The following is a 21,615-nucleotide window of genomic DNA, read 5'->3' on the forward strand; positions in this document are numbered from 1 at the left end:
GCTTTTTTATGAATAAACAGCTTGTCCATATAAAGGGGACAAAAGCGGGGTTGGTACTACGGCTTGATGATCAGTGCGCCTACGCAGATTTAGTGGAAGAACTTGAACGTAAGGTTTCAGAGGGTGGAATCGATGGCAAAGTTGATGTACAGCTTCACCTAGGTCATCGTTACCTGCTCGAAGCACAGCAAAAAGAGCTCATTGAAATTGTACAGGGCCCTGGAAATATGCACGTTTCGAAGGTGCACAGTGATGTTATAACAATTGAAGAGAGTAATGAGAAAGTGCTCTCGGATCAGAGTGAGACTTATATTGGAATTATCCGCTCTGGTCAAATAATTAAAACTGATGGAGATATTGTTGTTATTGGAGATGTAAATCCAAATGGGAAGATTGAAGCTGGGGGAAGTATTTTCGTACTTGGCAATCTAAGAGGAATCGCCCATGCTGGGGTAAAAGGAAATAAAGAGGCCATTATCGTTGCGTCTCATTTTGAACCTACCCACGTTTTAATTGACGACCAAATCGAAACTATGTCCAACGAAAAACCTTTTGTAAAAGATAATGCAGAACAAATTTTTGCATATATTAATAGAGATGGCATAATTTCATATGAACGAGTACAAGAAGTAAGAAAAATACGTCCATTATTAAGTACGATTAAAGGGGGAAGCTAATGTGGGTGTAGCAATCGTGATAACTTCAGGTAAAGGCGGAGTAGGTAAAACAACAACAACTGCCAATCTGGGAACTGCATTGGCTCTTCAAGGGAAAAAAGTATGTTTGGTAGATACAGATATCGGCTTACGCAACTTAGACTTGGTATTAGGGTTGGACAATCGAATTATTTATGACCTGGTCGACGTCGTAGAAGGTCGCTGTAAAATTCATCAAGCGTTAGTCAAGGACAAACGTGTCGATGAAAAACTATTTTTATTGCCTGCAGCTCAAACAACGGACAAAAATGCCGTAACGCCGGAGCAAATGAAGAGTTTAATAGATGAGTTAAAGCGTGAATATGATTTTGTTTTAATTGACTGCCCTGCAGGGATTGAACAAGGTTATAAAAATGCAGTAGCCGGTGCAGATCGCGCTATTGTTGTAACAACTCCTGAAATCTCAGCTGTCAGAGATGCAGACCGCATCATCGGGCTGTTGGAGCAGGAATCGATTGAACCGCCGAAATTGATTATCAACCGAATTCGTAAAGATTTAATGAAAAATGGCGATTCATTGGATATCAATGAAATTACGACACATTTATCAATTGATCTATTAGGTATAGTGATTGATAGTGAAGACGTAATCAGTTCATCCAACAAAGGTGAACCAATTGTTATGGATCCAAATAGTAAGGCTTCTTTGGGGTATCGTAATATAGCAAGAAGAATATTAGGGGAATCCGTTCCATTAATGTCAATTGAAGATAATTCCAAAGGGATGTTTAAAAAGTTGATCTCGATGTTCTCGAAATAGAGTAGAAGGTTATTGGTGAAAATCAATAGCCTTTTTATTTTTCATACGAAAAGCCACCTGAGTCACCTTACTTGTGGACTTTAAAGGACAAGGAGTTGAGTTTAATTCGCAGTTGCCTCTACGCTTATCCATAAGAGCAACAGACGTTGCTCATGTTGACAAGGCAGCGCGATACCCGTTTGTCAATCCTAAGGCCCGAGTAACCGCAAGATTTCCAAATCAAATAATTTGATATATGCTTTTAGCATTAAAGATTTTTTTCTTGATACTAAAAAGATCAAGTCACTTTACTCATATACCACTTTTAAAACAATGAGAAAATTATTTTCATTTCAGACTGTTGACAAACACTTTCATCCTGCGTTGGTTGTGACTTCATCGCCTCATGAACGTAATGTTCTACTCATCTCTTCACTCGACTGCCCGCCTTGTCTGCCAAGCGTTCAAGACAGTCTGGGTAATTTTTCATTGAAGGAAATAGCCTAAAAAAACGTGTAGACAAAGTCGAAGATCGACTTTGTCTACACTCTGAAATGAAAAAATTTATTTCATTTCCATTCGACGCAATTGGACAGTATCTTTTCATTTACACCAGAATCCTAATTTCATATTTTTCATATACTATGAAAAAGAGAATGGGATGAGGTAGTGAACAAGAAATGGAAATGGTTTGCGGCAATTGTTCTCTGCGCGGTCGTCATATTAGGTACTCAGCTTCAAGAAAGAGGCCAGTTAGCATTAGATGTAAAGAAAATTGTCTATAGCTCCGAGGATCTAACTGTTATGCGTAATCTGCTGCAAGAAGTATTCGGACAGGAGCCAGATGAGAAAATAACGGTTTCAACGGAAAACGTGAATCAAGAGCTTTTATCATTTGTCTCAGTAAAACCGTATGATGAAGGCTATCTGTTAACATTTGAAGAAGCCATTCCTATACTTGCAATCGAAAATGGACTTGTCGTATATACTGGTCATGCGAAAAACACGGGAAAAACAATATCGGTGTTTTATGAGGGTGATACTACTGTCACTTATGGAAATGTGGATTCGTTTTCATTATTGCCCTATACATCTGTTGAACGGGGAGGTACCATGGCAAATAAAGAACCTGGGGATCTATATATTAAAATAGAAGATGACGGGAAAGTGTTGAACCTGGAGGAGACTTTAGAATGGATGAAAGAGCATACGCAATCATGATGCGTATGACCATTCATCCATTATTTTTGCCGATTCTTTTCAGTATTGTGTTATATGGCAACATTTCTTATTACGCACTTATTTTATCTTCTTTAATTATTCATGAAATCGGGCATATCTTGGCAGCTTTTCTATGTAAAGTGAAAGTGGAGAAATGTGTCATCATGCCTTACGGCGGGGAAATTCAATTGAAGGGCGGGAACTCCATCGCCCCCAAAAAGCAGTTGATCATTGCTCTTGGAGGCCCGGTTGCCACTCTTTGTTGCATTGCAGCAACTCAGTTTCTTGATCCGTTACTGGCAGATCCAATGTTGAAGATTCAATTTATCTTGCTTGCAATCAATATGATTCCTATTTGGCCTCTGGATGGTGGGCGTATAATCATGTCACTCATCCATATTTTTTATCCACGGGTCCGGATAGTTGAATTTTACTTATCCATTTCGCTCATACTGATTACGGCTACTGTCTTTATAACATTTATTTTATTGCCAAAATCTCTGTTCTTGCTAGTATTGAGCATTTTTTTACTTATACAAATCATCAATGAGTGGAGATATAGAAAATACCGTTTTGCATTTGAGAAACACGTAATTAAACGGTTGACTTAGAATGCTGTATTATGATAGTATTGTAATGTTAGTTTGTAGCACCCGTGCTACAACCGCTCTGGGAAGGTCTTAAGCATCTTAATGATCACCTTTCATTACAGGCGAGTCTGAGTCTAAGAGGAGGTGCATTTTAATGTACGCAATTATCGAAACTGGTGGTAAACAAATCAAAGTAGAAGCTGGACAAGAGATCTATGTTGAAAAACTAGGTGTTGAAGCTGACGAAGTAGTTACTTTTGATAAAGTTTTATTCGTAGGTGGAGAAACAGTTAAAGTTGGAGCTCCAACTGTTGCAGGTGCTACTGTTACAGCGAAAGTTGTAAAAGAAGGACGCGCGAAAAAAATTACTGTATTCAAATACAAAGCGAAGAAAAACTACCGTCGTAAACAAGGTCATCGTCAACCTTATACAAAATTAGTTGTTGAAACAATCAACGCTTAAGAGTCGAGGTGTATGGAATGATAACTGTTACAATCCATCACGATGAAAATAGACATGTTTCCGCATTCGAATTTTCAGGTCATGCCGAGTACGATCAGACAGGTAAGGATTTAGTATGTGCAGGTGCATCTACAATTGCCATTGGCACGGTAAATGCCATTTATGCATTATTACAAATCGAACCGAAAATCGACCAGGCAACAGAGGGTGGAGGCTATCTACGTGTAGATCTTCCTAACGATATTGACGTGGAAGTCGATGCAAAATTACAGCTTATTGTCCAAGTTATGACTGCTCAAGTTTACTCGATGGTTCAAACTTATGGACAATATATTAAAATCAACTATAACCAAGTAGCCTAGTAGGAGGTGGAACGAATGAAATTATTACTTTCTTTAGACCTTCAGTTTTTCGCTTCGAAAAAAGGGGTAGGTTCTACAAAGAACGGACGTGACTCTGAGTCAAAACGCCTTGGTGCTAAACGTGCTGATGGTCAATTCGTATCTGGTGGTTCAATTCTTTACCGTCAACGCGGTACAAAAATTTACCCTGGTACAAACGTAGGCCGTGGTGGAGATGACACACTTTACGCTAAAGTTGACGGTGTTGTTAAATTCGAACGTTTAGGTCGCGACAAGAAAAAAGTAAGTGTATACCCTGTAGCTCAAGAAGCTTAATAGGATATATTATACAAAAAGGACTGCTAGCCAGCAGTCCTTTTTCATGTATAAGGGTAGTTATGTTCATATAATAACTAAATATAAGTTTGCAATAATGATTATAGGCAATGGATAATTGAAATTTTCTTATAGTATTCCATTAACTTTAGGGCAAAGAAAGGCGAAATATAGAAAAACTTGTTATACTAATAAGGATATTGGTAGGATTTTTTCTATTACGTTTGGAGGACATGTATGAAAACTTCAACACTTTCGATTAATGAGGTTTTAAGATTTGCTAATCATGATTTCATGAATCAAATTCAGTTAATTAAGATGAATTTAGATTTAGGTAAGGTTGAAGAAGCAAAAGCGATAATTGAAAGAATTTCAGAGCAAAGCAAAAGCCTTTCAAATATCAATAAATTAAAACTGCCGAAGACGGTGGAATGGTTGCAAACTGTACAGTGGAGATATCCTGCATTCGATATTACCCTAAGCAGTAATGTAATGGTTCCGGTTGATATGAAAAAAGATGGACAAATTGTAGAATACTTAGAAAAGACAGTTATTCATGTTTATGATACTCTAGATCCCTTTACTGAACAGCAACTGGATATTTCAATTGAATCAAATGAAAAACAGTTCACTGTGCTCTTTGACTTAAAAGGTAAGTGGGATACGGTAGTTTTCAATTATGAAGCAAATAACAATATAAAGGTTCAAACATATGAGCAAACTACGAAAGAGTGGAAGTATGCTTTGAGCATAGAACAGGAGTGAATGTAATGTTTGTCGATCACGTCAAGATTTATGTGAAAGGTGGAGACGGCGGGGATGGTATGGTCGCCTTTCGCCGTGAAAAATATGTACCAAATGGTGGCCCTGCAGGTGGAGATGGAGGTAATGGGGGAGATGTCGTTTTCCTGGTTGAAGAAGGATTGCGAACACTAATGGATTTCCGTTACCAACGTCATTTTAAGGCTGACCGTGGGGAACATGGGATGAGTAAAGGAATGCACGGAAGAAACTCCGGTGATTTGGTGGTAAAAGTTCCGCCTGGTACAGTGGTCATGAATGAAGAAACTGGTGCAGTTATTGCGGATTTAGTTGAGCATGGCCAAACAGCAGTTATTGCACGTGGTGGACGCGGTGGTCGAGGGAATAGCCGTTTTGCTACACCATCAAATCCAGCACCGGAACTAGCTGAAAAAGGCGAACCAGGGCAAGAGTTAAATGTTATATTAGAGTTAAAAGTATTGGCGGACGTTGGATTGGTTGGCTTCCCAAGCGTAGGAAAATCGACCTTGCTATCAGTTGTATCATCGGCGAAACCAAAAATCGGTGCTTACCACTTCACTACGATTGTTCCTAACCTTGGAATGGTTGAAACAGAAGATGGCCGCAGCTTTGCTATGGCAGATTTACCAGGGCTGATTGAAGGGGCGCACCAAGGTGTTGGGTTAGGTATGCAATTCCTTCGACATATTGAAAGAACAAGAGTAATTGTACATGTCATTGATATGTCGGGTATGGAAGGTCGTGACCCGTACGAAGATTATTTAACGATCAATGAAGAACTTAAACAGTACAATTTACGCCTAACAGAAAGACCGCAAATTGTGGTTGCCAATAAAATGGACATGCCGGATGCAGAAGAAAACCTCAAAGAATTTAAACAAAAAGTCGGGGATTCTGTGAAAGTTTATCCTGTATCCGCAGTTTCACGACAAGGTTTAAAGCCGGTATTGTTTGAAGTAGCAGACTTACTAGAAGTGACACCTCATTTTGAATTGCATGAAGTGGTTGCAGAAGATAGCGACGCAACAGTACTATATAAGCATGAGAAAAAAGGTGATGACTTTGAAATCACTCGTGATGATGACGGGGCATATGTGTTATCAGGCTACTCTATTGAACGCCTATTCAAGATGACTGATTTCAGCCGTGAAGATGGCATACGAAGATTTGCAAGACAATTGCGTGGTATGGGTGTCGATGATGCCTTGCGCGAACGGGGAGCAAAAGACGGCGATATTGTCCGCTTAATGGAATTCGAATTTGAATTTATAGAATAAACTTTTTAGTTTTTTGATCGTAGGAGATTTTGGGGGGAGAGTATGAAAAACGTTGCCAATCAACGGTATTATTTAGTTCGAGAAGATGTGCTTACCGATGCAATGCAAAAAACATTGGAAGCAAAGCATTTATTGCAAAGTGGTGCGGTTTCTTCAATTTGGGATGCGGTAAAAGAAGTGGATTTATCGCGAAGCGCATTTTATAAATATCGGGATGCCGTTTTTCCTTTCCACTCCATTGTACGCGAACGAATTCTAACGATTTTTATACAATTGCAAGATGAAAAAGGAACACTCGCAAGTTTATTGGAAATCATTTCTGTTGCGCAATGCAATATACTGACGATCCATCAAACAATACCGATCCAAGGAAGAGCCAATGTCACGCTTTCTTTGGATGTAACGAGTATGGTGTTCGAATTGGATGAACTTATCCAGCAACTAAAGAAATTGGAATTTGTTGAGTCAGCGGAAGTCATTAGTTCCGGTGCGCTTTAACCAATAAGGTATAAAGAGGAGAGCAAAGTTAAATTTTGCTCTCTCTTTTTCAAAGAAGAATAGATTGAATAGTGATTCTTGTCAGATAACTATAGGGGGCAATTATAGTGAAATATGAAGAAAAAAATCAACAGATTGCATATTTGGGACCGGAAGCTTCCTTTACATATTTAGCGACAAAAAGTTTATTTCCAGATGACAGCCTTTTGCCATGTGCAACCATCCCGGAGTGTATTGAAGCTGTTTCCGATGGCAAGGTGAACTTTGCTGTGGTGCCTCTAGAAAACACAATAGAAGGCACAGTGCCAATGACGATCGATTATTTATATCATGAGGCCGAATTGTTCATCGCCGCGGATTGCTTATCTAAAATTAAGCAGCATTTAATGGTCCATAAAAGTCAAAAAGACAATTGGCAAAATATCGAAGAAATTTACTCCCATCCACATGCTTTGGCCCAATGCCATAAGTTCTTGCACCAACGCTTTGGTTCTGTACCACTGGTTCGATATTCTTCCACTTCCGCGGCGGCAAAATTAGTCTCTGAAACTCCGGAACGTTGTATTGCAGCTATTGGAAATAGTTCATCGGCAGAAAAATATGGTTTGGAAATCGTGCAAAAGAATATTCATGATTTTCAGTTCAATCATACACGTTTCCTTGTATTATCAAAAAACAATATGAGATTACCAATCGAAAATTCAGAAGGAAATGCGAAAACAACTCTCATGATCACCTTGCCAGTCAATGTATCGGGGGCACTGCACCAAGTACTCTCCGTTCTTGCATGGAGAAAACTGGATTTAAGCAAAATTGAATCCCGTCCCCTAAAAACAGGGCTTGGCGAGTATTTCTTTATTATGGATGTACACGCAGATGAAAATGATGCTATGATGAAAGGAGCCATGGAAGAATTGGCGGCCCTAGGTTGTAATGTGAAATCCCTGGGTACCTATTATACATACTTAACACAAGAGTAATAGAAGGGCTGGTATAAATATGAACATTATTCTATTCGATGGGGAATGCCATTTTTGTGATGCCAGTGTTCAATTTATCATGAAGAGGGATAGAAGGAAGTATTTTAAATTTGCCTCTATTCAAAGTGATATAGGTCAAAGATTGTTGGAGGAATTTAACATTCCGGAAACAATTGATAGTGTCGTATTTATTGAAGGAAAGAAAAGTTATGTAAAATCGACAGCTGCATTAAAAATTTGTAGCAGGCTAGATGGAATGTGGAGGTTGTTTTCGCCGTTCCTAATCATCCCCAAAAAATTTCGGGATGCGATATACGACATTGTCGCAAAGAATCGCCACAAATTATCGAAAAAAAATGAATGCAAAATCCCGACCAAAGATGAGTTGGAAAGATTTTTGCATTAAGAGATAGTGGGCTGTTCCGGTTTGGAAAGCCCACTTTTATTATAGGTTATTCTTCCTCGACCAAGTATCCTTTTTTTCTCAGCATTTCTACGGCCCGATCTAAAAGAGCGTTGGAAGAAGCAGAGATCTCATGTAAATGTGTACCGTCCGTCAAAACTGATAAATAGTTTGCATTCGTCTCTTTGACCCGTTGCAGGAAACTTTTAACATCGTGTCGATTGGATAACATCATGGATGCGGTAATTTCACCATAAACAGGATGATCAATGATGACGCTTTTCAATGTAACCCCACAATCGATAATAGTTAACATTTCATCTTCAGCTTGTGCTGCTGTATGTAAACAGACAATTTTCCGCTCAAAAATTTCCGTATTTTCTTCACGTGTCAGGTACATGTAGCCTTGACTTGTGGCAATGATCGGTTCGTTCCTGGCTTTCAGTAAATTCATATCGTTGACAATAACTTGCCTGGACACATTCGCATGTTTTGCCAGATCTGTCCCTCTAATCGGCACATTTGTACTTTTTAAAATATGGAGCAGCTCAAGTCGACGATCCTCGCCTAACATTTTTTTCATTTTCATACCTCTTTCATATGGAATTTCATGTATATACATCACTCTCTCCTTCATAGTTTATCACGAGGAATAACACAAAGCGTTTTATTTTTTTGTGTCCTTTTCATATGAATCACATATTATAAAACGAGAAAAGGAGGATGTTTGTGCGAATTCATATTGTTCAAAAAGGTGAGACACTTTGGCGTATTGCTAAACAGTATGGGATTGGGCTTGATGAATTGAAACGTTTAAATACACATTTGGCTAACCCTGATTATATTGTTCCGGGAATGGAGATTATTTTGCCTGAAGAAGGGGCTTCAACTTCAAAAACAAACATGACAAAAGAGCAACAGACGGCACCAGCGCCATCAAAAAATATGATGACTGCCCCAAAAGAAAAATTAACAGAACCTATAAAAGAACAACCGGTAAAGGAGGTTCCTAAGAAAGTGGAAACTGCACCTATTCCAGCACCTATCCCGCAACCGATGCCAGCACCAGTACCTATGCCGGTACCGCAAGTAGATCTAATGCCACAATTCCAGTTCGATTTTGCACCACAAATGCATTTCGAGCAGCCACAACATTTACCAGCACCAGCACCAGTACCGCAGCCAATGCCGCAACCACAACCGATCTATATACAAGTGCCACAACCGAAAGTGGAAACGAAGCATGAAACCACGATAGAAAAAGATGTGGAGTACATTCATGTACCGGTGCCACAACCACAGCCACAAATTATTTACGTTTGCTGTCCGCAACCGCAACCGCAACCACAACCACAACCGCAACCATGTGGATGTCATGAACAAGTATATTATCATAATCCATGTGGATGTCACGAACAAGCATACTATCATAACCCATGTGGTTGCCAAGATCAGCATTATCACCAACCACACCCATGTGGCTGCGACGATCATGCTAGTTATCAATATGCACCATATGGTTACCAAGAAGATGATTATCAACAAATGCCGCAACAACCTTATAACGATTGTGGCTGTGGCGGAGGAGGCTATCCATCCCAGGAAATGATGCAATATGGAATGGAGAATTTTGAGCCGAACTATGATATGGCGCCAATGACGGATGTAGCGCCGGCAATGCAAGATCCCTATGATGACCACGATGGATTACCCGATTGGTTATTGGATTCTTCAGAAGTAAAAGATCAGTTGATAGATCAAGATTTTGATCAAAATGTAGGAGCCCCTGATTTTGAGGGATATAACCCTTACGACACGAATGTAGAATCTGAACAAGTTAATAACCCTTACCAAGAAGATTACAACTATGGAAATGGCGCTGCTCCGTATTCTCAAAACTATTATGGACCTTATGACATGCAACAAGCGATGCCGGGCCAAATGAGCCACATAATGCCGCAACAAATGATTCCGCAAATGATGCAACCAAATTGCCAAGGTTATCCTTATAATCCTTATTCAGTACAAAATAGACCATGGAATTACTAAAATGCAAATTAAAAGCAATATTTGGAAGAAAGAGACAGCCCAAGGAACACTGTTCATAAAAAAATATGATAATTCAAAGGTTGCAGAAAAAGTTAAAACAATCCATAACCAACTTGGAGATATCAAATTTCCATATGTCATTCCGTTAGTGAAAAGCAAAGATCCGGATTTGGTTGTTCAATATTGGCAACATGGGAGTTTCAGCGCCGATTTTTCAAAAGAATCCCACCGTAAACAAAGCTTCAAAATATTGAAAGCATTGCATGATACAAGCGATAAAATTGATTGGAAAAACCAGGCTAGTTTTCCAAGACAGCAGCTTTATCAGAAATGGAATGCCCGCCTTGAACGTTTTATAATTAATGAACAAGAGTTGCTTCCATTATTGCAGCATGCTTATTATGATATTACACTGTTTGCAAGCAGGGTTTTGAAGCAAATGCGCAAGCAGAAGCATCGTGTCGATGGAAAACTGACATTGCTTCATGGCGACGTAGTACATCATAATTTTTTGATTTGCAAAGATAGTAAAATGAAATTAATCGATTTTGATCTAGCAGTTGTAGGTGATTCGGCAGAAGAAATGATTCTTTGGATGCACCGCGTCTTGCCTACAATAGATTATGATTTGGAAAAACTACTAAATGAAAATCCATATCTTTATAAGCTTTGCTTGCAAAAAATCAATTACCTGCAGTATCCAAACGAACTACTGAGGGAATGGCTTTATGTGCTGCAATTAGGTAAATATGAGCGAGAAGCATTCTTAGACTATTTAATGCCATTTACCGAAAAAGCGTTAAGGCATTGGCCTGAATTACTCATAGAAACCGAAAAATTATATTCGAACCGTCATTAAGTCCCGTAGAATATGATAAAATGAAAAAAACATCTACAATCTAAAATAGTTAAAGGCCATCTATTTTCAGAGTGTAGACAAAGCGATAATCCACCTTGTCTACACGTTTTTTAAAGTTATTTCCATAAATGAAAGATTACCCGCACTGTTTTGATAACGCTGGCAGACAAGGCGGGCAGTCAAGTGAAGTGTGAATAGAACGAAGCGTTCATGAGAGCACGAACGTGTGAACTAACGCAGGATGAAAGCTTTTGTCAATAATCTGGGGCCGTCTAATTGACGGTCTTTCTTTATGTCTTTCCAAAAATGGCTGTATCGTTTTGCTAGTTTATAATGTTCGGGCTTACCCCAAACATTATGATATAATCTATAAAGTGAATGTGGGGGATTAGGATGTATGACTATATAATAGGACAAATAAAACGAGTTACACCGGAATATATCGTTTTGGAGCAGCAAGGATTGGGATGGCAAATTTTTACGCCAAACCCTTTTGCCTTTCGAAAAACAGAAGAGCTTAAACAAATTTTTATACATATGCACGTACGGGAAGATGCCCAGATGCTGTTCGGTTTTAAATCACTTGATGAAAGAGAACTTTTCCGGAAACTGATCCAAGTGTCCGGAATCGGACCTAAAGGTGCATTGGCTATTTTGGCTAGCGGGAATCCTTCGCAAGTGATTTCTGCCATCGAGATGGAAGATGATGCTTTTTTAGTCAAGTTTCCCGGCGTAGGAAAAAAGACGGCAAGGCAAATGATACTCGATTTAAAAGGAAAGCTTGGTTCATTATTGGATCAAGTTGAGTTGCCCAGCACAGAGGATGAGTTGCCATTGTTCGGCGTTAATCCAAACAAGCAAGAAATGGAGGAAGCAATCCTGGCATTACTGGCACTTGGTTATTCCGATAAAGAACTAACGAAGATCAGACCAATCCTAGAGGATAACAATGAGCTCACGACTACGGAAAGTTACATGAAACACGCATTGCAGATGCTGCTAAAAATGAAGTAAGGAGGAGGAGAAATGTCCGAGCGAATTATCTCAAGTGAATCAAATGGCTTTGATGAGCAATATGAGCTTTCCCTCAGGCCACAAAAACTTTCTCAATATATCGGTCAACACAAGGTGAAAGAAAATTTAAGTATTTTCATTGAAGCGGCAAAGCTCCGACAAGAGAGTCTTGATCATGTATTATTATATGGGCCACCTGGCCTAGGGAAAACAACGTTAGCGACAGTGATTTCCAATGAAATGAATGTCAATATCCGGTTGACGAGCGGTCCGGCTATTGAAAGGCCTGGTGACTTAGCGGCGATTGTAAGTTCATTGGAACCAGGTGACGTTTTATTTATAGATGAAATACACCGCCTTCCCCGTGCAATAGAGGAAGTTCTCTATCCGGCAATGGAGGACTTTTGCCTGGACATTGTAGTTGGAAAGGGACCGGAAGCACGGTCAATTCGATTGGATTTGCCGCCATTTACATTGGTTGGTGCCACAACAAGAGCAGGCGCGTTATCCGCACCATTGAGAGATCGGTTCGGTGTGCTGCTAAGACTTGATTTTTATGATGAAGAAGCACTTGTGGAAATTGTACTGCGCAGCAGTCAGTTATTCAATGTCGAGATAGACCGCCTGGCTGCTCGCGAAATTGCACGCCGCTCAAGAGGGACTCCCCGTATTGCCAACCGCTTATTGAAACGTGTCCGGGATTATGCACAAGTATTAGGAGATGGAGCCATCTCGCATTCATTGGCAAATCAAGCGCTGGAATTACTCCAGGTAGACCCGCTAGGACTTGATCATATTGACCATAAATTGATGATTGGCATGATTGAACGGTTCCGAGGCGGACCTGTTGGCCTTGACACCATTGCCGCATCAATCGGTGAAGAAAGTCAAACAATCGAGGATGTATATGAACCTTACTTAATGCAAATCGGATTTATCCAAAGGACGCCAAGAGGTCGTGAAGCAACGAAGTTAGCCTATGATCATTTTGGTTATACTTATCCAGAACAATGATAACGAAGGAAGTTGTAAAAATGAAAGTAGAAGATTTTGATTTCCATTTACCTGAAGAGCTGATTGCTCAAACACCATTAGAAGATAGAACAGCTAGTCGGTTGATGATTGTGGACCGTAAAACTGGTAAAGTTGAAAATAGTCATTTCCCACAAATTGTGGATGAATTACAAAAAGGGGATTGCCTAGTTTTAAATGATACACGGGTAATGCCTGCTAGACTTTTTGGCGTAAAAGAAGAAACGGGTGCTCATATCGAGGTATTGCTGTTGAAGCAGGGTAGCGGCGACGAATGGGAAACCTTGGTTAAACCGGCCAAGCGCGTAAAAGTTGGGACGGAAATTACATTTGGCGACGGACTGCTTAAAGCGACCTGCATCGGTGAATTGGATCATGGCGGGCGTGTATTCAAGTTTGACTATGACGGAATCTTTTATGAGATTTTGGATCAGTTGGGTGAAATGCCGCTTCCTCCTTATATTCATGAAAAGTTGGAAAATCGTGAACGCTATCAAACGGTCTATTCAAAAGAAATTGGATCTGCCGCAGCCCCGACAGCGGGATTACATTTTACGAATGAAATTCTGGAACAAATCAAGAAAAAAGGTGTAGAGATTGTTTTCATTACTTTACATGTTGGTCTTGGAACTTTCCGGCCGGTAAGTGTGGATTCCATCGAAAGCCACGATATGCATTCCGAGTTTTATAGTGTGAATGAAGAAGCAGCGACGACAATTAACCGCGTAAAAGCAAATGGCGGGAAAGTGGTCGCTGTAGGAACAACTTCCACTCGGACACTCGAGACTATTGCACAAAAATACGACGGCGAAATACGAGCGGAACAGGGTTGGACCAACATCTTCATCTATCCCGGCTTTGAATATAAAGCCATTGATGGACTGATAACAAACTTCCATTTGCCGAAATCTACTTTAGTGATGCTGGTAAGCGCGCTAACCTCTAGAGAAATTATTTTAAATGCGTATAATAGAGCAGTGGAAGAACAATACCGTTTCTTTAGTTTTGGAGATGCGATGTTCATTCGACCAATCCGCCCATGAAGTGGGTACGCTGATGTATAAATAAACCGGGGAAACCTAAAAACTAATCGAAGTACTGTTTTTACTTCACAAGAGAGGAAAAATATATAATGACAAAACCGGCAGTAACTTATGAATTGATTAAAACATGCAAACAAACTGGAGCAAGGCTTGGAATTGTTCATACACCACACGGTTCCTTCGAGACTCCGGCATTTATGCCGGTCGGGACACAGGCGACAGTTAAAACGATGTCACCGGAAGAGCTCAAAGAGATGGATGCAGGTATCATTCTATCTAATACATATCATTTATGGCTGCGCCCTGGTAATGATATTGTAAAGGAAGCGGGCGGCCTTCATAAATTTATGAACTGGGATCGTCCAATTTTAACAGACTCCGGCGGCTTCCAAGTCTTTTCTTTAAGCGAGTTTCGTAAAATTGAAGAAGAAGGCGTTCATTTCCGTAATCATTTAAACGGGGACAAGCTTTTCTTGAGTCCGGAAAAGGCGATGGAAATCCAAAATGACCTAGGTTCCGATATTATGATGGCATTTGATGAATGTCCACCATACCCTGCAACTTATGAATATATGTTAAATTCGGTTGACCGTACTACACGTTGGGCCAAACGCTGTAAAGAAGCACATGCCCGCCCGGAAGATCAAGGGTTGTTTGGAATCGTACAAGGGGGCGAATTTGAAGATCTGCGCAAACGCTCGGCAGAGGCTTTGGTGGAACTTGACTTCCCAGGTTACGCGATTGGCGGACTTTCTGTTGGTGAACCAAAGGATATCATGAATCGAGTGCTAGAATTTACAACGCCATTGTTGCCTGACAACAAGCCACGTTATTTGATGGGGGTGGGATCACCTGATTCATTAATTGATGGAGCGATTCGTGGTGTGGATATGTTCGACTGCGTATTGCCGACGCGTATTGCCCGAAACGGAACATTAATGACTTCAGAAGGTCGTTTGGTCGTGAAAAATGCAAAATACGCCCGCGATTTCGGCCCAATCGATCCAAACTGTGATTGCTATACATGCAAAAATTATACACGTGCGTATGTACGTCACTTAATCAGAACTGAAGAAACATTTGGCATCCGTCTGACAACATATCATAACTTGCATTTCCTGCTAAAACTAATGGAACAAGTTCGACAAGCAATTCGTGAAGATCGACTTGGTGATTTCCGGGAGGAATTCTTCGAAAAGTACGGATTTAATAAGCCTGATGCAAAAAATTTCTAAAAATGGCTCTGTTGTATGGCAAAATGTCGAAGAATATGTAAAAGTGTGATTATTTTCATAAAAATAATAGTTTCAGATCGCTTTTTCCATTCATTTTATACTATACTAATGAAGTGAGATTTAGAAAGGGGGACATAAAACTATGGATACATTAGTTGGTTTACTTCCAATACTTATTATGTTCGTCGCGATGTGGTTCATTTTAATCCGTCCGGCACAAAAAAAACAAAAACAAACAGTACAAATGCAAAATAGCATAAAACGAGGAGACCAAGTAGTAACAATCGGTGGCTTGCATGGAGAAGTCGATGCTCTAGAAGACACTGCAATTTACATTATCGTTGACGGTAAAACTCGTTTGAAATTCGAGCGTCAAGCAATCGGTCGAGTACTAACTGAGAAATAATATGAAAATCAAAAGCTTACTAAAACGGACAAGCACCGAATTAGTAAGCTTTTTTCGTTTTAAAAGGAATTCTTTTCAATGAATACATATTTTATTGTATGCCCAGAATGTCTAGTGAAGGATGTGGACATATGGAAACATATTTGGAGATTTTTTTTAGGACGGTCTTTCTGTACATTTTTATATTGATTGTTTTCCGTCTGATGGGTAAGAGGGAAGTGGGCGAATTAAGCATAATGGACTTGGTGGTCTTTGTCTTAATCGCCGAATGTGTAGCATTTGCCTTGGAAGATGTAGATAAACCTGTAATACAGAATGTCTTCCCGATTATCATTTTATTAGTCATTCAATATATCAATTCTTTATTTACATTAAAAAGCAAGAAGATACGTGACATTATAGATGGAGATCCCTCCCTCATCGTCCGCGACGGTGTTATCAATCAGGAGGAAATGCGAAAACAACGTTACAACCTGGATGACTTATTTCAACAGATGCGTGAAGAAAGGATTCCATCTGTTCAACAAATCGATTATGCCTTTTTGGAACCATCAGGTAAACTATCAATCTTTTTAAAAAGTGACGATCCACTTGTCCTTGCACTTATTGTGGATGGGTACATTGTCGATAAGCATTTAACAATAATGAACAAAGATAAAGACTGGCTAATGAATGAACTGGAGAATCAAGGCTATAGTGAAAGAATAAATGATATCTTTTACTGCTGTTATGAAAACAATGAGCTGCACGTTCAATTAAAGTCGACGGGAGATAACTGAACGCAAAACTTTAAAGTCGCTCCATTTAATTTGATTTGTAAGTACCAATAAAAGTGTTAGTATGACCAACGTGAACGCACTATTTGTCCAAAAGCTAAAGGAAACCATCGGAATAAGGTAAGATTGGATAAAACACGTCAAAATGAAAATACCATAAGGGATGGCGAAGAATCTAAAACCGGCAGCAATCATTTTATGATTTCGAAGTGTTGCCATGTGTAAAAATGAAGTGACCAAAACGCCGAAGCCAATCGCGATGATTGCCCCGTATTCCTGTATAAAGGGTTGGGAGGCTAGTACAAACATCACAAATAGCTTTCCAAGGCCGCCATAAATCGAATTCATCATAGCAGGGCGCGCTTCATCGATTGCCTGCAAGATGGAGTGCAGTGGACTTTGGATATAATAGAAATAAAAAATTGGCGCCAAAATTTTCATGAACCCTCGATCTTCTTCCAAATTGAATAGTTTCATCGCCAGCTCATCGCCGTGAAGGAAGAAATAAGTTGCAGCATAACAACCAACAAGTGAAGATAATCGTAAAGAAATGCCGATTCGTTCGTTAAGTGATTGAATATTGCTTCTTGCCACAGCATCGCTGACGGCCGGTATAAGAACGATCGCCAGTGCGTTGGGAATGAAGGATGGGAATAAAAGCAAAGGTACATGCACCCCGGAGATAATCCCGTACAAAGTGGTTGCTCCGACAGCAGTTAAGCCTGAAACCGTAAGCGCCTTTAAGAAAACGATTGGTTCCAAAAACCAAGTAAACGTACCAAATAACCGGCTACCGGCGGATGGGACCGCAATTCTTAAAAGCGGCATTGCTGGATAGGACTTAACTGGATCGTTTTTCTTTGCTTTCTTTTTCTTATATTGATAATGAATGTATAAATAGATGAATGAAAAAACTTCCCCAAATGCCGTAATCGCCATTGCGTAGGCGGCCGTTAAAGCAGGGTTGTCAGCTGTAACCAAGAACGGCAATAGTAGTGAGATTAAAGCGATCCGGATCACTTGCTCCAACATTTGTGACCAAGCCGTGGCAGAGATCACGGCAATGCCCTGTAAGTAACCTCGTATCAATCCTGAAAAGACAACAATCGGAACAGCTCCCAAACCAATATATAGCGTTAACCTAGTTGCATCATTATGTAAAAGTGTCCCAGCCAAGTATGGTATGAACAAGAACAATAACGGCGTGAAAATAATAATCGAAATAATTGACCATCTTCCGGCCGTTTTCATGACAGCTTGCAGTTGAGCTTCTCTCCGTTTGGCGTGCAGCTCAGCTATGACTTTTGCCACAGCAATCGGTATACCCAGTTGCAGTAGCGAAACAAAGAAGATAAACGCTGGATAGGCAGTCATATAAATACCTACAGCTTCTTCGCCCGCAACCCGCATAAACTGCATTCTATATATGAAGCCAAACAGTTTAGATAAAAAAATCACAAACGTTAAAAAAATAGTTCCTTTTACAAATGAACTCATTCATTCAATCCCTTCTCATTTCAAGAAATATCAGATACAATATTTGTATGCTTAAATGTAGTGAGTTAAAACTATTGGTTGGGGGGATTGTAATGATTCAGTTCGAACAGCTATACAAAAAGGTTTTACCAGTATTACAAAGCAAAATGGATGAAATAACTTATTATGAATACGATGGAATCAAGCTAGAAGATATTTGGAACTTTTGCATCAAAAAAAAGTGGAGAAAGAAAGAAATAGAAGAATTACATTTATATGAAATAGTGGAGACAATCTATTCCGTTAAACCATCTGAAATTGTTAGTTACTTTCAAATACAGCAATTTCGGACTGAAAATTGGTTCGGGGATATAAATCAAGGTGAATTGCAAGAGTTGTTAAAGCCCAAAAAGGTAGCGGATGCAAAATAAATACATGTCCATTGGTTTGACAGCCAGCGAATCGTGTCTCATAATGGGTTTTGTACATAAACTATGCCCGTTGGTTTTTATCCATTAAACTACGGGGAAATTGATATTTCGATAGAAAAAGCTAGATGTATGTTGCAAATATCCGAAAGAATTATATTAAGACATGCACAATCGATTTAGCACGCACGTGTGGTAAATCGTGTTTTTCTATTGTGTATACAGCAAAAGGTATACACAAATTTGAGGAGGATTTACAGATGAAGCTTAAAAGCCGTATTTTTACTTTTGTACTTGTGGCAGTAGTGCTATTTGCCGCAATGGGTGCAACAGTACAAGGAGTTTTGAAGGACGTAAAACTCGGGCTTGATTTACAAGGTGGGTTTGAAGTTTTATATGAGGTCGAATCACTAGTTGAGGGCCAGAAAATTACGCAAGATGTTTTGTCTGACACGACGACTGCGCTCGGAAACCGAATTAACCAATTCGGGGTAAGTGAACCGAGTATTCAAGTTGAAGGTGAAGATCGAATTCGTGTGCAACTTGCAGGAATCGACGATCAGTCTTCCGCTCGTGAATTGTTATCAAGTACGGCGAACTTAACATTCCGAGATGTAAATGACAATATTTTATTAGACGGGACAGATTTAAAAGAAGGTGGGGCAGCTGCTTCATTTGATCAGCAAAATCGTCCGATTGTAACACTTACTTTAAAAGATGCTGCTAAGTTTGCAGAAGTGACGAAGCAAGTATCTCAAATGGGACCTGGTCAAAATCTTTTAGTTGTTTGGATGGATTTTGAAGAGGGCGTAGATTCGTATGCCGCAGAAGCACAAAAAGAAGATCCGAAATTCATATCAGCAGCCGGAGTAGATCAAGTATTAAATACGACGGATGTTATGATTAGTGGGAACTTTACTGTTCAAGAGACAAAAGACTTTGCCAGTATTTTAGATGCAGGGGCATTACCGGTTAAGTTAACGGAAATCTATTCAACCTCCGTCGGTGCACAATTTGGTGAAGAAGCATTGAACAGCACTGTGTTTGCCAGCGTGGTCGGGGTAATTTTAATTTTCATCTTCATGCTCTTTTACTACCGTTTGCCTGGATTTGTATCGATCATTACTTTAACGGTATTTACTTATTTGGTCTTAACAGTATTCAATGCAATAAATGCGGTGTTAACATTGCCAGGTATTGCGGCACTTGTGCTTGGTATCGGGATGGCCGTGGATGCCAATATCCTGACTGCCGAACGTATACGTGAGGAGCTGCGTGTCGGCAAGTCCATTAAAGAGGCTTACCAACATGGATCAAAACAGTCCTTGACTGCTATTATTGATGCCCAGCTAACAACTTTATTGGCTGCTGCTGTACTATTCTTCTTTGGTACAAGCTCGGTTAAAGGGTTTGCTACAACATTGATGATTACAATTGTATTAAGTTTCGTAACGGCCTTGTGGTTATCGCGGATACTACTAGGTTTACTGGTGAACAGCGGGTATTTCAACAGCCCTTCACTATACGGAGTACGCAAATCGAAGGTTCATGATATATCGGAAGGAATTGAAACACTGGATTTATCAACGAATTTCGATCGATTGGACTTTGTTAAAAATCGCAAAAAATTCTATTCAATATCCATTGTGATTCTTATTGTCGGGGCTGTAATCATTGGTATCTTCAGGTTGAATCTAGGCATTGATTTCTCAAGTGGTACCCGTGTAGAAATTCTTGCTGATGAGCAAATTACACAAGAAGAAGTAACAGCCTATATTGACGAAATCGGCTTCCCTTCTGAAAAAGTGATTATTTCTGGCGAAGACCAAAAATCGGCAGTCGTTACTTATAAAGAAGACTTAACACAACAAGAAATACTTGATTATAAAGCGGCGGTAAAAGCGGATTATGGTCACGAACCAAGTGTAAGTACAGTATCGCCTACAGTAGGGCAAGAGTTAGTCATAAACGCTATAAAAGCCTTAGCTATCGCTGCACTTGGAATAATCATTTATGTGGCGCTAAGATTTGAATGGCGCATGGGTGTCGGGGCAATTGTTTCCTTATTGCATGATGTATTCTTTATGGTAGCAATTTTCAGCTTCTTCCGATTGGAAGTGGATATTACATTCATTGCAGCTATCCTCACAATCGTTGGTTACTCGATTAACGATACGATTGTTACGTTTGACCGTATCCGTGAAAACGTCAATCGAAAAGGTACAATTGCAACAAAAGAAGAGTTGGCTGGCATTGTGAATAAATCACTTCGCCAAACTATGGGACGTTCAGTGAATACCGTATTGACTGTAATCATAGTGGTAGTTGCCTTATTGTTATTTGGTGCTCCAGCAATCCAAAACTTCTCGATTGCTTTACTGATTGGTTTAATTACAGGGATGTATTCATCAATTTGTATAGCAGCCCAAATTTGGTACACTTTAAAATGTCGTGAAATGGACAAAAAAGGTACTGTTGTCGAGAGTAAAGAGAAAAAACAATGGGGTTCTGACGAGCCGGTTGTATAATACAGTAAAAAAGACAAAGTGCGAAATTATGCACTTTGTCTTTTTTACTGTATACATACCAGCTTAGGAGGTTGCATAAAAAATTCAAATAGCCGATTGGGCATGTCTCTCAAAGTGGCAAACTAGCTTGTTTTTATGGAGATGTGAAACGAGGTAATGGGACAAAACGAGATAGTGGAGCGAATGAAGTGTCTCGAAATAGGGAATATAGTGACAAAACTGATAGGGTAAAGAGATGAAAGTGTCACGAAACCAGACGTTTTAAGACAAAACGAGTTAGTCGAACTAATGAAGTGTCACGAAACGGGGTTTAATTAGACAAAATTGGTAAGCTGGATCAGCGAAGTGTCTCGGTTTTATATAATTATAGGAATCTTATTGGTTTCATACAGATACCCAAAAATCAATAGATGTTCCTAATT

Annotated in this window: 25 protein-coding genes and 1 other annotated feature; of the genes, 23 read left to right on the top strand and 2 right to left on the bottom strand. The window is 39.6% G+C overall.

The features are described from left to right. Positions 1 to 8: 8 nt before the first annotated feature. From CD33_RS14440 to CD33_RS14495, 12 genes are all read left to right on the top strand, one after another. Positions 9 to 677, top strand: coding sequence for a septum site-determining protein MinC (locus tag CD33_RS14440; protein WP_036201722.1), 669 nt, complete (start codon positions 9 to 11; stop codon positions 675 to 677). A gap of 1 nt (position 678) precedes the next feature. Further along, positions 679 to 1,476: a septum site-determining protein MinD gene (gene minD, locus CD33_RS14445; RefSeq protein ID WP_036201723.1), complete on the top strand. Its 798-nt coding sequence runs from the start codon at positions 679 to 681 to the stop codon at positions 1,474 to 1,476. Positions 1,477 to 2,124: 648 nt separating this feature from the next. Then, positions 2,125 to 2,676, top strand: coding sequence for a M23 family metallopeptidase (locus CD33_RS14450; RefSeq protein ID WP_036201724.1), 552 nt, complete (start codon positions 2,125 to 2,127; stop codon positions 2,674 to 2,676). Beyond that, positions 2,649 to 3,287, top strand: coding sequence for a site-2 protease family protein (locus CD33_RS20775; RefSeq protein ID WP_235863166.1), 639 nt, complete (start codon positions 2,649 to 2,651; stop codon positions 3,285 to 3,287). Before CD33_RS14450 ends, CD33_RS20775 begins: the two co-directional genes overlap by 28 nt. A 41-nt stretch (positions 3,288 to 3,328) precedes the next feature. Continuing rightward, positions 3,329 to 3,406: a sequence feature (ribosomal protein L21 leader region), on the top strand. A gap of 14 nt (positions 3,407 to 3,420) precedes the next feature. Then, positions 3,421 to 3,729 carry a 50S ribosomal protein L21 gene (gene rplU / locus CD33_RS14460; RefSeq protein WP_036201725.1) on the top strand — a complete coding sequence of 103 codons (309 nt, stop codon included), beginning with the start codon at positions 3,421 to 3,423 and terminating at the stop codon, positions 3,727 to 3,729. Between the two features lie 17 nt (positions 3,730 to 3,746). Next, a complete protein-coding gene (locus CD33_RS14465; RefSeq protein WP_036201726.1) occupies positions 3,747 to 4,091 on the top strand; it encodes a ribosomal-processing cysteine protease Prp in 345 nt (114 codons plus the stop codon). A 15-nt stretch (positions 4,092 to 4,106) separates the two neighbouring features. Next, positions 4,107 to 4,406, top strand: coding sequence for a 50S ribosomal protein L27 (gene rpmA / locus CD33_RS14470; RefSeq protein ID WP_036201727.1), 300 nt, complete (start codon positions 4,107 to 4,109; stop codon positions 4,404 to 4,406). A gap of 237 nt (positions 4,407 to 4,643) precedes the next feature. Beyond that, entirely contained in the window at positions 4,644 to 5,171 is a 528-nt protein-coding gene (locus tag CD33_RS14475; RefSeq protein ID WP_036201728.1) for a Spo0B domain-containing protein, read from the top strand. A 5-nt stretch (positions 5,172 to 5,176) separates the two neighbouring features. Beyond that, positions 5,177 to 6,466, top strand: a complete 1,290-nt coding sequence (gene obgE, locus CD33_RS14480) for a GTPase ObgE (protein ID WP_036201729.1) — start codon at positions 5,177 to 5,179, stop codon at positions 6,464 to 6,466. 42 nt (positions 6,467 to 6,508) lie between these two features. Continuing rightward, the gene (gene thrR / locus CD33_RS14485) at positions 6,509 to 6,964 is read left to right on the top strand and encodes a transcriptional regulator ThrR (protein ID WP_036201730.1); all 456 of its coding nucleotides are present in this window, start codon (positions 6,509 to 6,511) and stop codon (positions 6,962 to 6,964) included. 107 nt (positions 6,965 to 7,071) lie between these two features. Then, positions 7,072 to 7,944 carry a prephenate dehydratase gene (pheA, locus tag CD33_RS14490; RefSeq protein WP_373906705.1) on the top strand — a complete coding sequence of 291 codons (873 nt, stop codon included), beginning with the start codon at positions 7,072 to 7,074 and terminating at the stop codon, positions 7,942 to 7,944. Between the two features lie 19 nt (positions 7,945 to 7,963). Beyond that, complete coding sequence (locus CD33_RS14495) at positions 7,964 to 8,350, top strand: thiol-disulfide oxidoreductase DCC family protein (RefSeq protein WP_036201732.1); 387 nt, start codon at positions 7,964 to 7,966, stop codon at positions 8,348 to 8,350. 46 nt (positions 8,351 to 8,396) lie between these two features. Here CD33_RS14495 and CD33_RS14500 read toward each other — a convergent pair whose 3' ends face one another. Next, positions 8,397 to 8,930 (bottom strand): transcription repressor NadR, encoded by a 534-nt coding sequence (locus tag CD33_RS14500; RefSeq protein WP_036202273.1) that lies wholly within the window; start codon positions 8,928 to 8,930, stop codon positions 8,397 to 8,399. 146 nt (positions 8,931 to 9,076) lie between these two features. Here CD33_RS14500 and CD33_RS19585 point away from each other — a divergent pair, with 146 nt between their 5' ends. From CD33_RS19585 to CD33_RS14540, 9 genes are all read left to right on the top strand, one after another. Further along, complete coding sequence (locus CD33_RS19585; protein WP_052130270.1) at positions 9,077 to 10,396, top strand: LysM peptidoglycan-binding domain-containing protein; 1,320 nt, start codon at positions 9,077 to 9,079, stop codon at positions 10,394 to 10,396. A gap of 1 nt (position 10,397) precedes the next feature. Continuing rightward, entirely contained in the window at positions 10,398 to 11,255 is an 858-nt protein-coding gene (locus tag CD33_RS14510) for a phosphotransferase (protein WP_052130272.1), read from the top strand. Between the two features lie 251 nt (positions 11,256 to 11,506). Continuing rightward, positions 11,507 to 11,647 carry a hypothetical protein gene (locus CD33_RS20275; protein ID WP_156967323.1) on the top strand — a complete coding sequence of 47 codons (141 nt, stop codon included), beginning with the start codon at positions 11,507 to 11,509 and terminating at the stop codon, positions 11,645 to 11,647. A gap of 1 nt (position 11,648) precedes the next feature. Beyond that, positions 11,649 to 12,269 (top strand): Holliday junction branch migration protein RuvA, encoded by a 621-nt coding sequence (ruvA, locus tag CD33_RS14515; protein ID WP_036201733.1) that lies wholly within the window; start codon positions 11,649 to 11,651, stop codon positions 12,267 to 12,269. Positions 12,270 to 12,281: 12 nt separating this feature from the next. Further along, positions 12,282 to 13,283 carry a Holliday junction branch migration DNA helicase RuvB gene (gene ruvB / locus CD33_RS14520; RefSeq protein WP_036201734.1) on the top strand — a complete coding sequence of 334 codons (1,002 nt, stop codon included), beginning with the start codon at positions 12,282 to 12,284 and terminating at the stop codon, positions 13,281 to 13,283. Positions 13,284 to 13,303: 20 nt separating this feature from the next. Further along, positions 13,304 to 14,344, top strand: a complete 1,041-nt coding sequence (gene queA / locus CD33_RS14525; RefSeq protein ID WP_036201735.1) for a tRNA preQ1(34) S-adenosylmethionine ribosyltransferase-isomerase QueA — start codon at positions 13,304 to 13,306, stop codon at positions 14,342 to 14,344. A gap of 89 nt (positions 14,345 to 14,433) precedes the next feature. Then, complete coding sequence (gene tgt, locus CD33_RS14530; protein ID WP_036201736.1) at positions 14,434 to 15,579, top strand: tRNA guanosine(34) transglycosylase Tgt; 1,146 nt, start codon at positions 14,434 to 14,436, stop codon at positions 15,577 to 15,579. 142 nt (positions 15,580 to 15,721) lie between these two features. Continuing rightward, a complete protein-coding gene (gene yajC, locus CD33_RS14535) occupies positions 15,722 to 15,985 on the top strand; it encodes a preprotein translocase subunit YajC (protein WP_036201737.1) in 264 nt (87 codons plus the stop codon). A 131-nt stretch (positions 15,986 to 16,116) separates the two neighbouring features. After that, positions 16,117 to 16,764 carry a DUF421 domain-containing protein gene (locus CD33_RS14540; RefSeq protein WP_036201738.1) on the top strand — a complete coding sequence of 216 codons (648 nt, stop codon included), beginning with the start codon at positions 16,117 to 16,119 and terminating at the stop codon, positions 16,762 to 16,764. Here the strand turns inward: CD33_RS14540 and CD33_RS14545 are convergent. Next, positions 16,741 to 18,258, bottom strand: a complete 1,518-nt coding sequence (locus CD33_RS14545; protein WP_036201739.1) for a putative polysaccharide biosynthesis protein — start codon at positions 18,256 to 18,258, stop codon at positions 16,741 to 16,743. The two genes, CD33_RS14540 and CD33_RS14545, sit on opposite strands and share 24 nt — an antisense overlap. A gap of 92 nt (positions 18,259 to 18,350) precedes the next feature. Between CD33_RS14545 and CD33_RS14550 the strand changes: the two genes are divergently transcribed. Together CD33_RS14550 and secDF are read left to right on the top strand one after the other, a co-directional pair. After that, the gene (locus CD33_RS14550) at positions 18,351 to 18,668 is read left to right on the top strand and encodes a post-transcriptional regulator (RefSeq protein WP_036201740.1); all 318 of its coding nucleotides are present in this window, start codon (positions 18,351 to 18,353) and stop codon (positions 18,666 to 18,668) included. Between the two features lie 257 nt (positions 18,669 to 18,925). After that, positions 18,926 to 21,193 carry a protein translocase subunit SecDF gene (gene secDF, locus CD33_RS14555; RefSeq protein ID WP_036201741.1) on the top strand — a complete coding sequence of 756 codons (2,268 nt, stop codon included), beginning with the start codon at positions 18,926 to 18,928 and terminating at the stop codon, positions 21,191 to 21,193. The last annotated feature ends 422 nt before the right edge of the window (positions 21,194 to 21,615 follow it).

The sequence above is a fragment of the Ureibacillus sinduriensis BLB-1 = JCM 15800 genome, from assembly GCF_000772955.1.
GTDB classification, from domain to species: domain Bacteria; phylum Bacillota; class Bacilli; order Bacillales_A; family Planococcaceae; genus Ureibacillus; species Ureibacillus sinduriensis.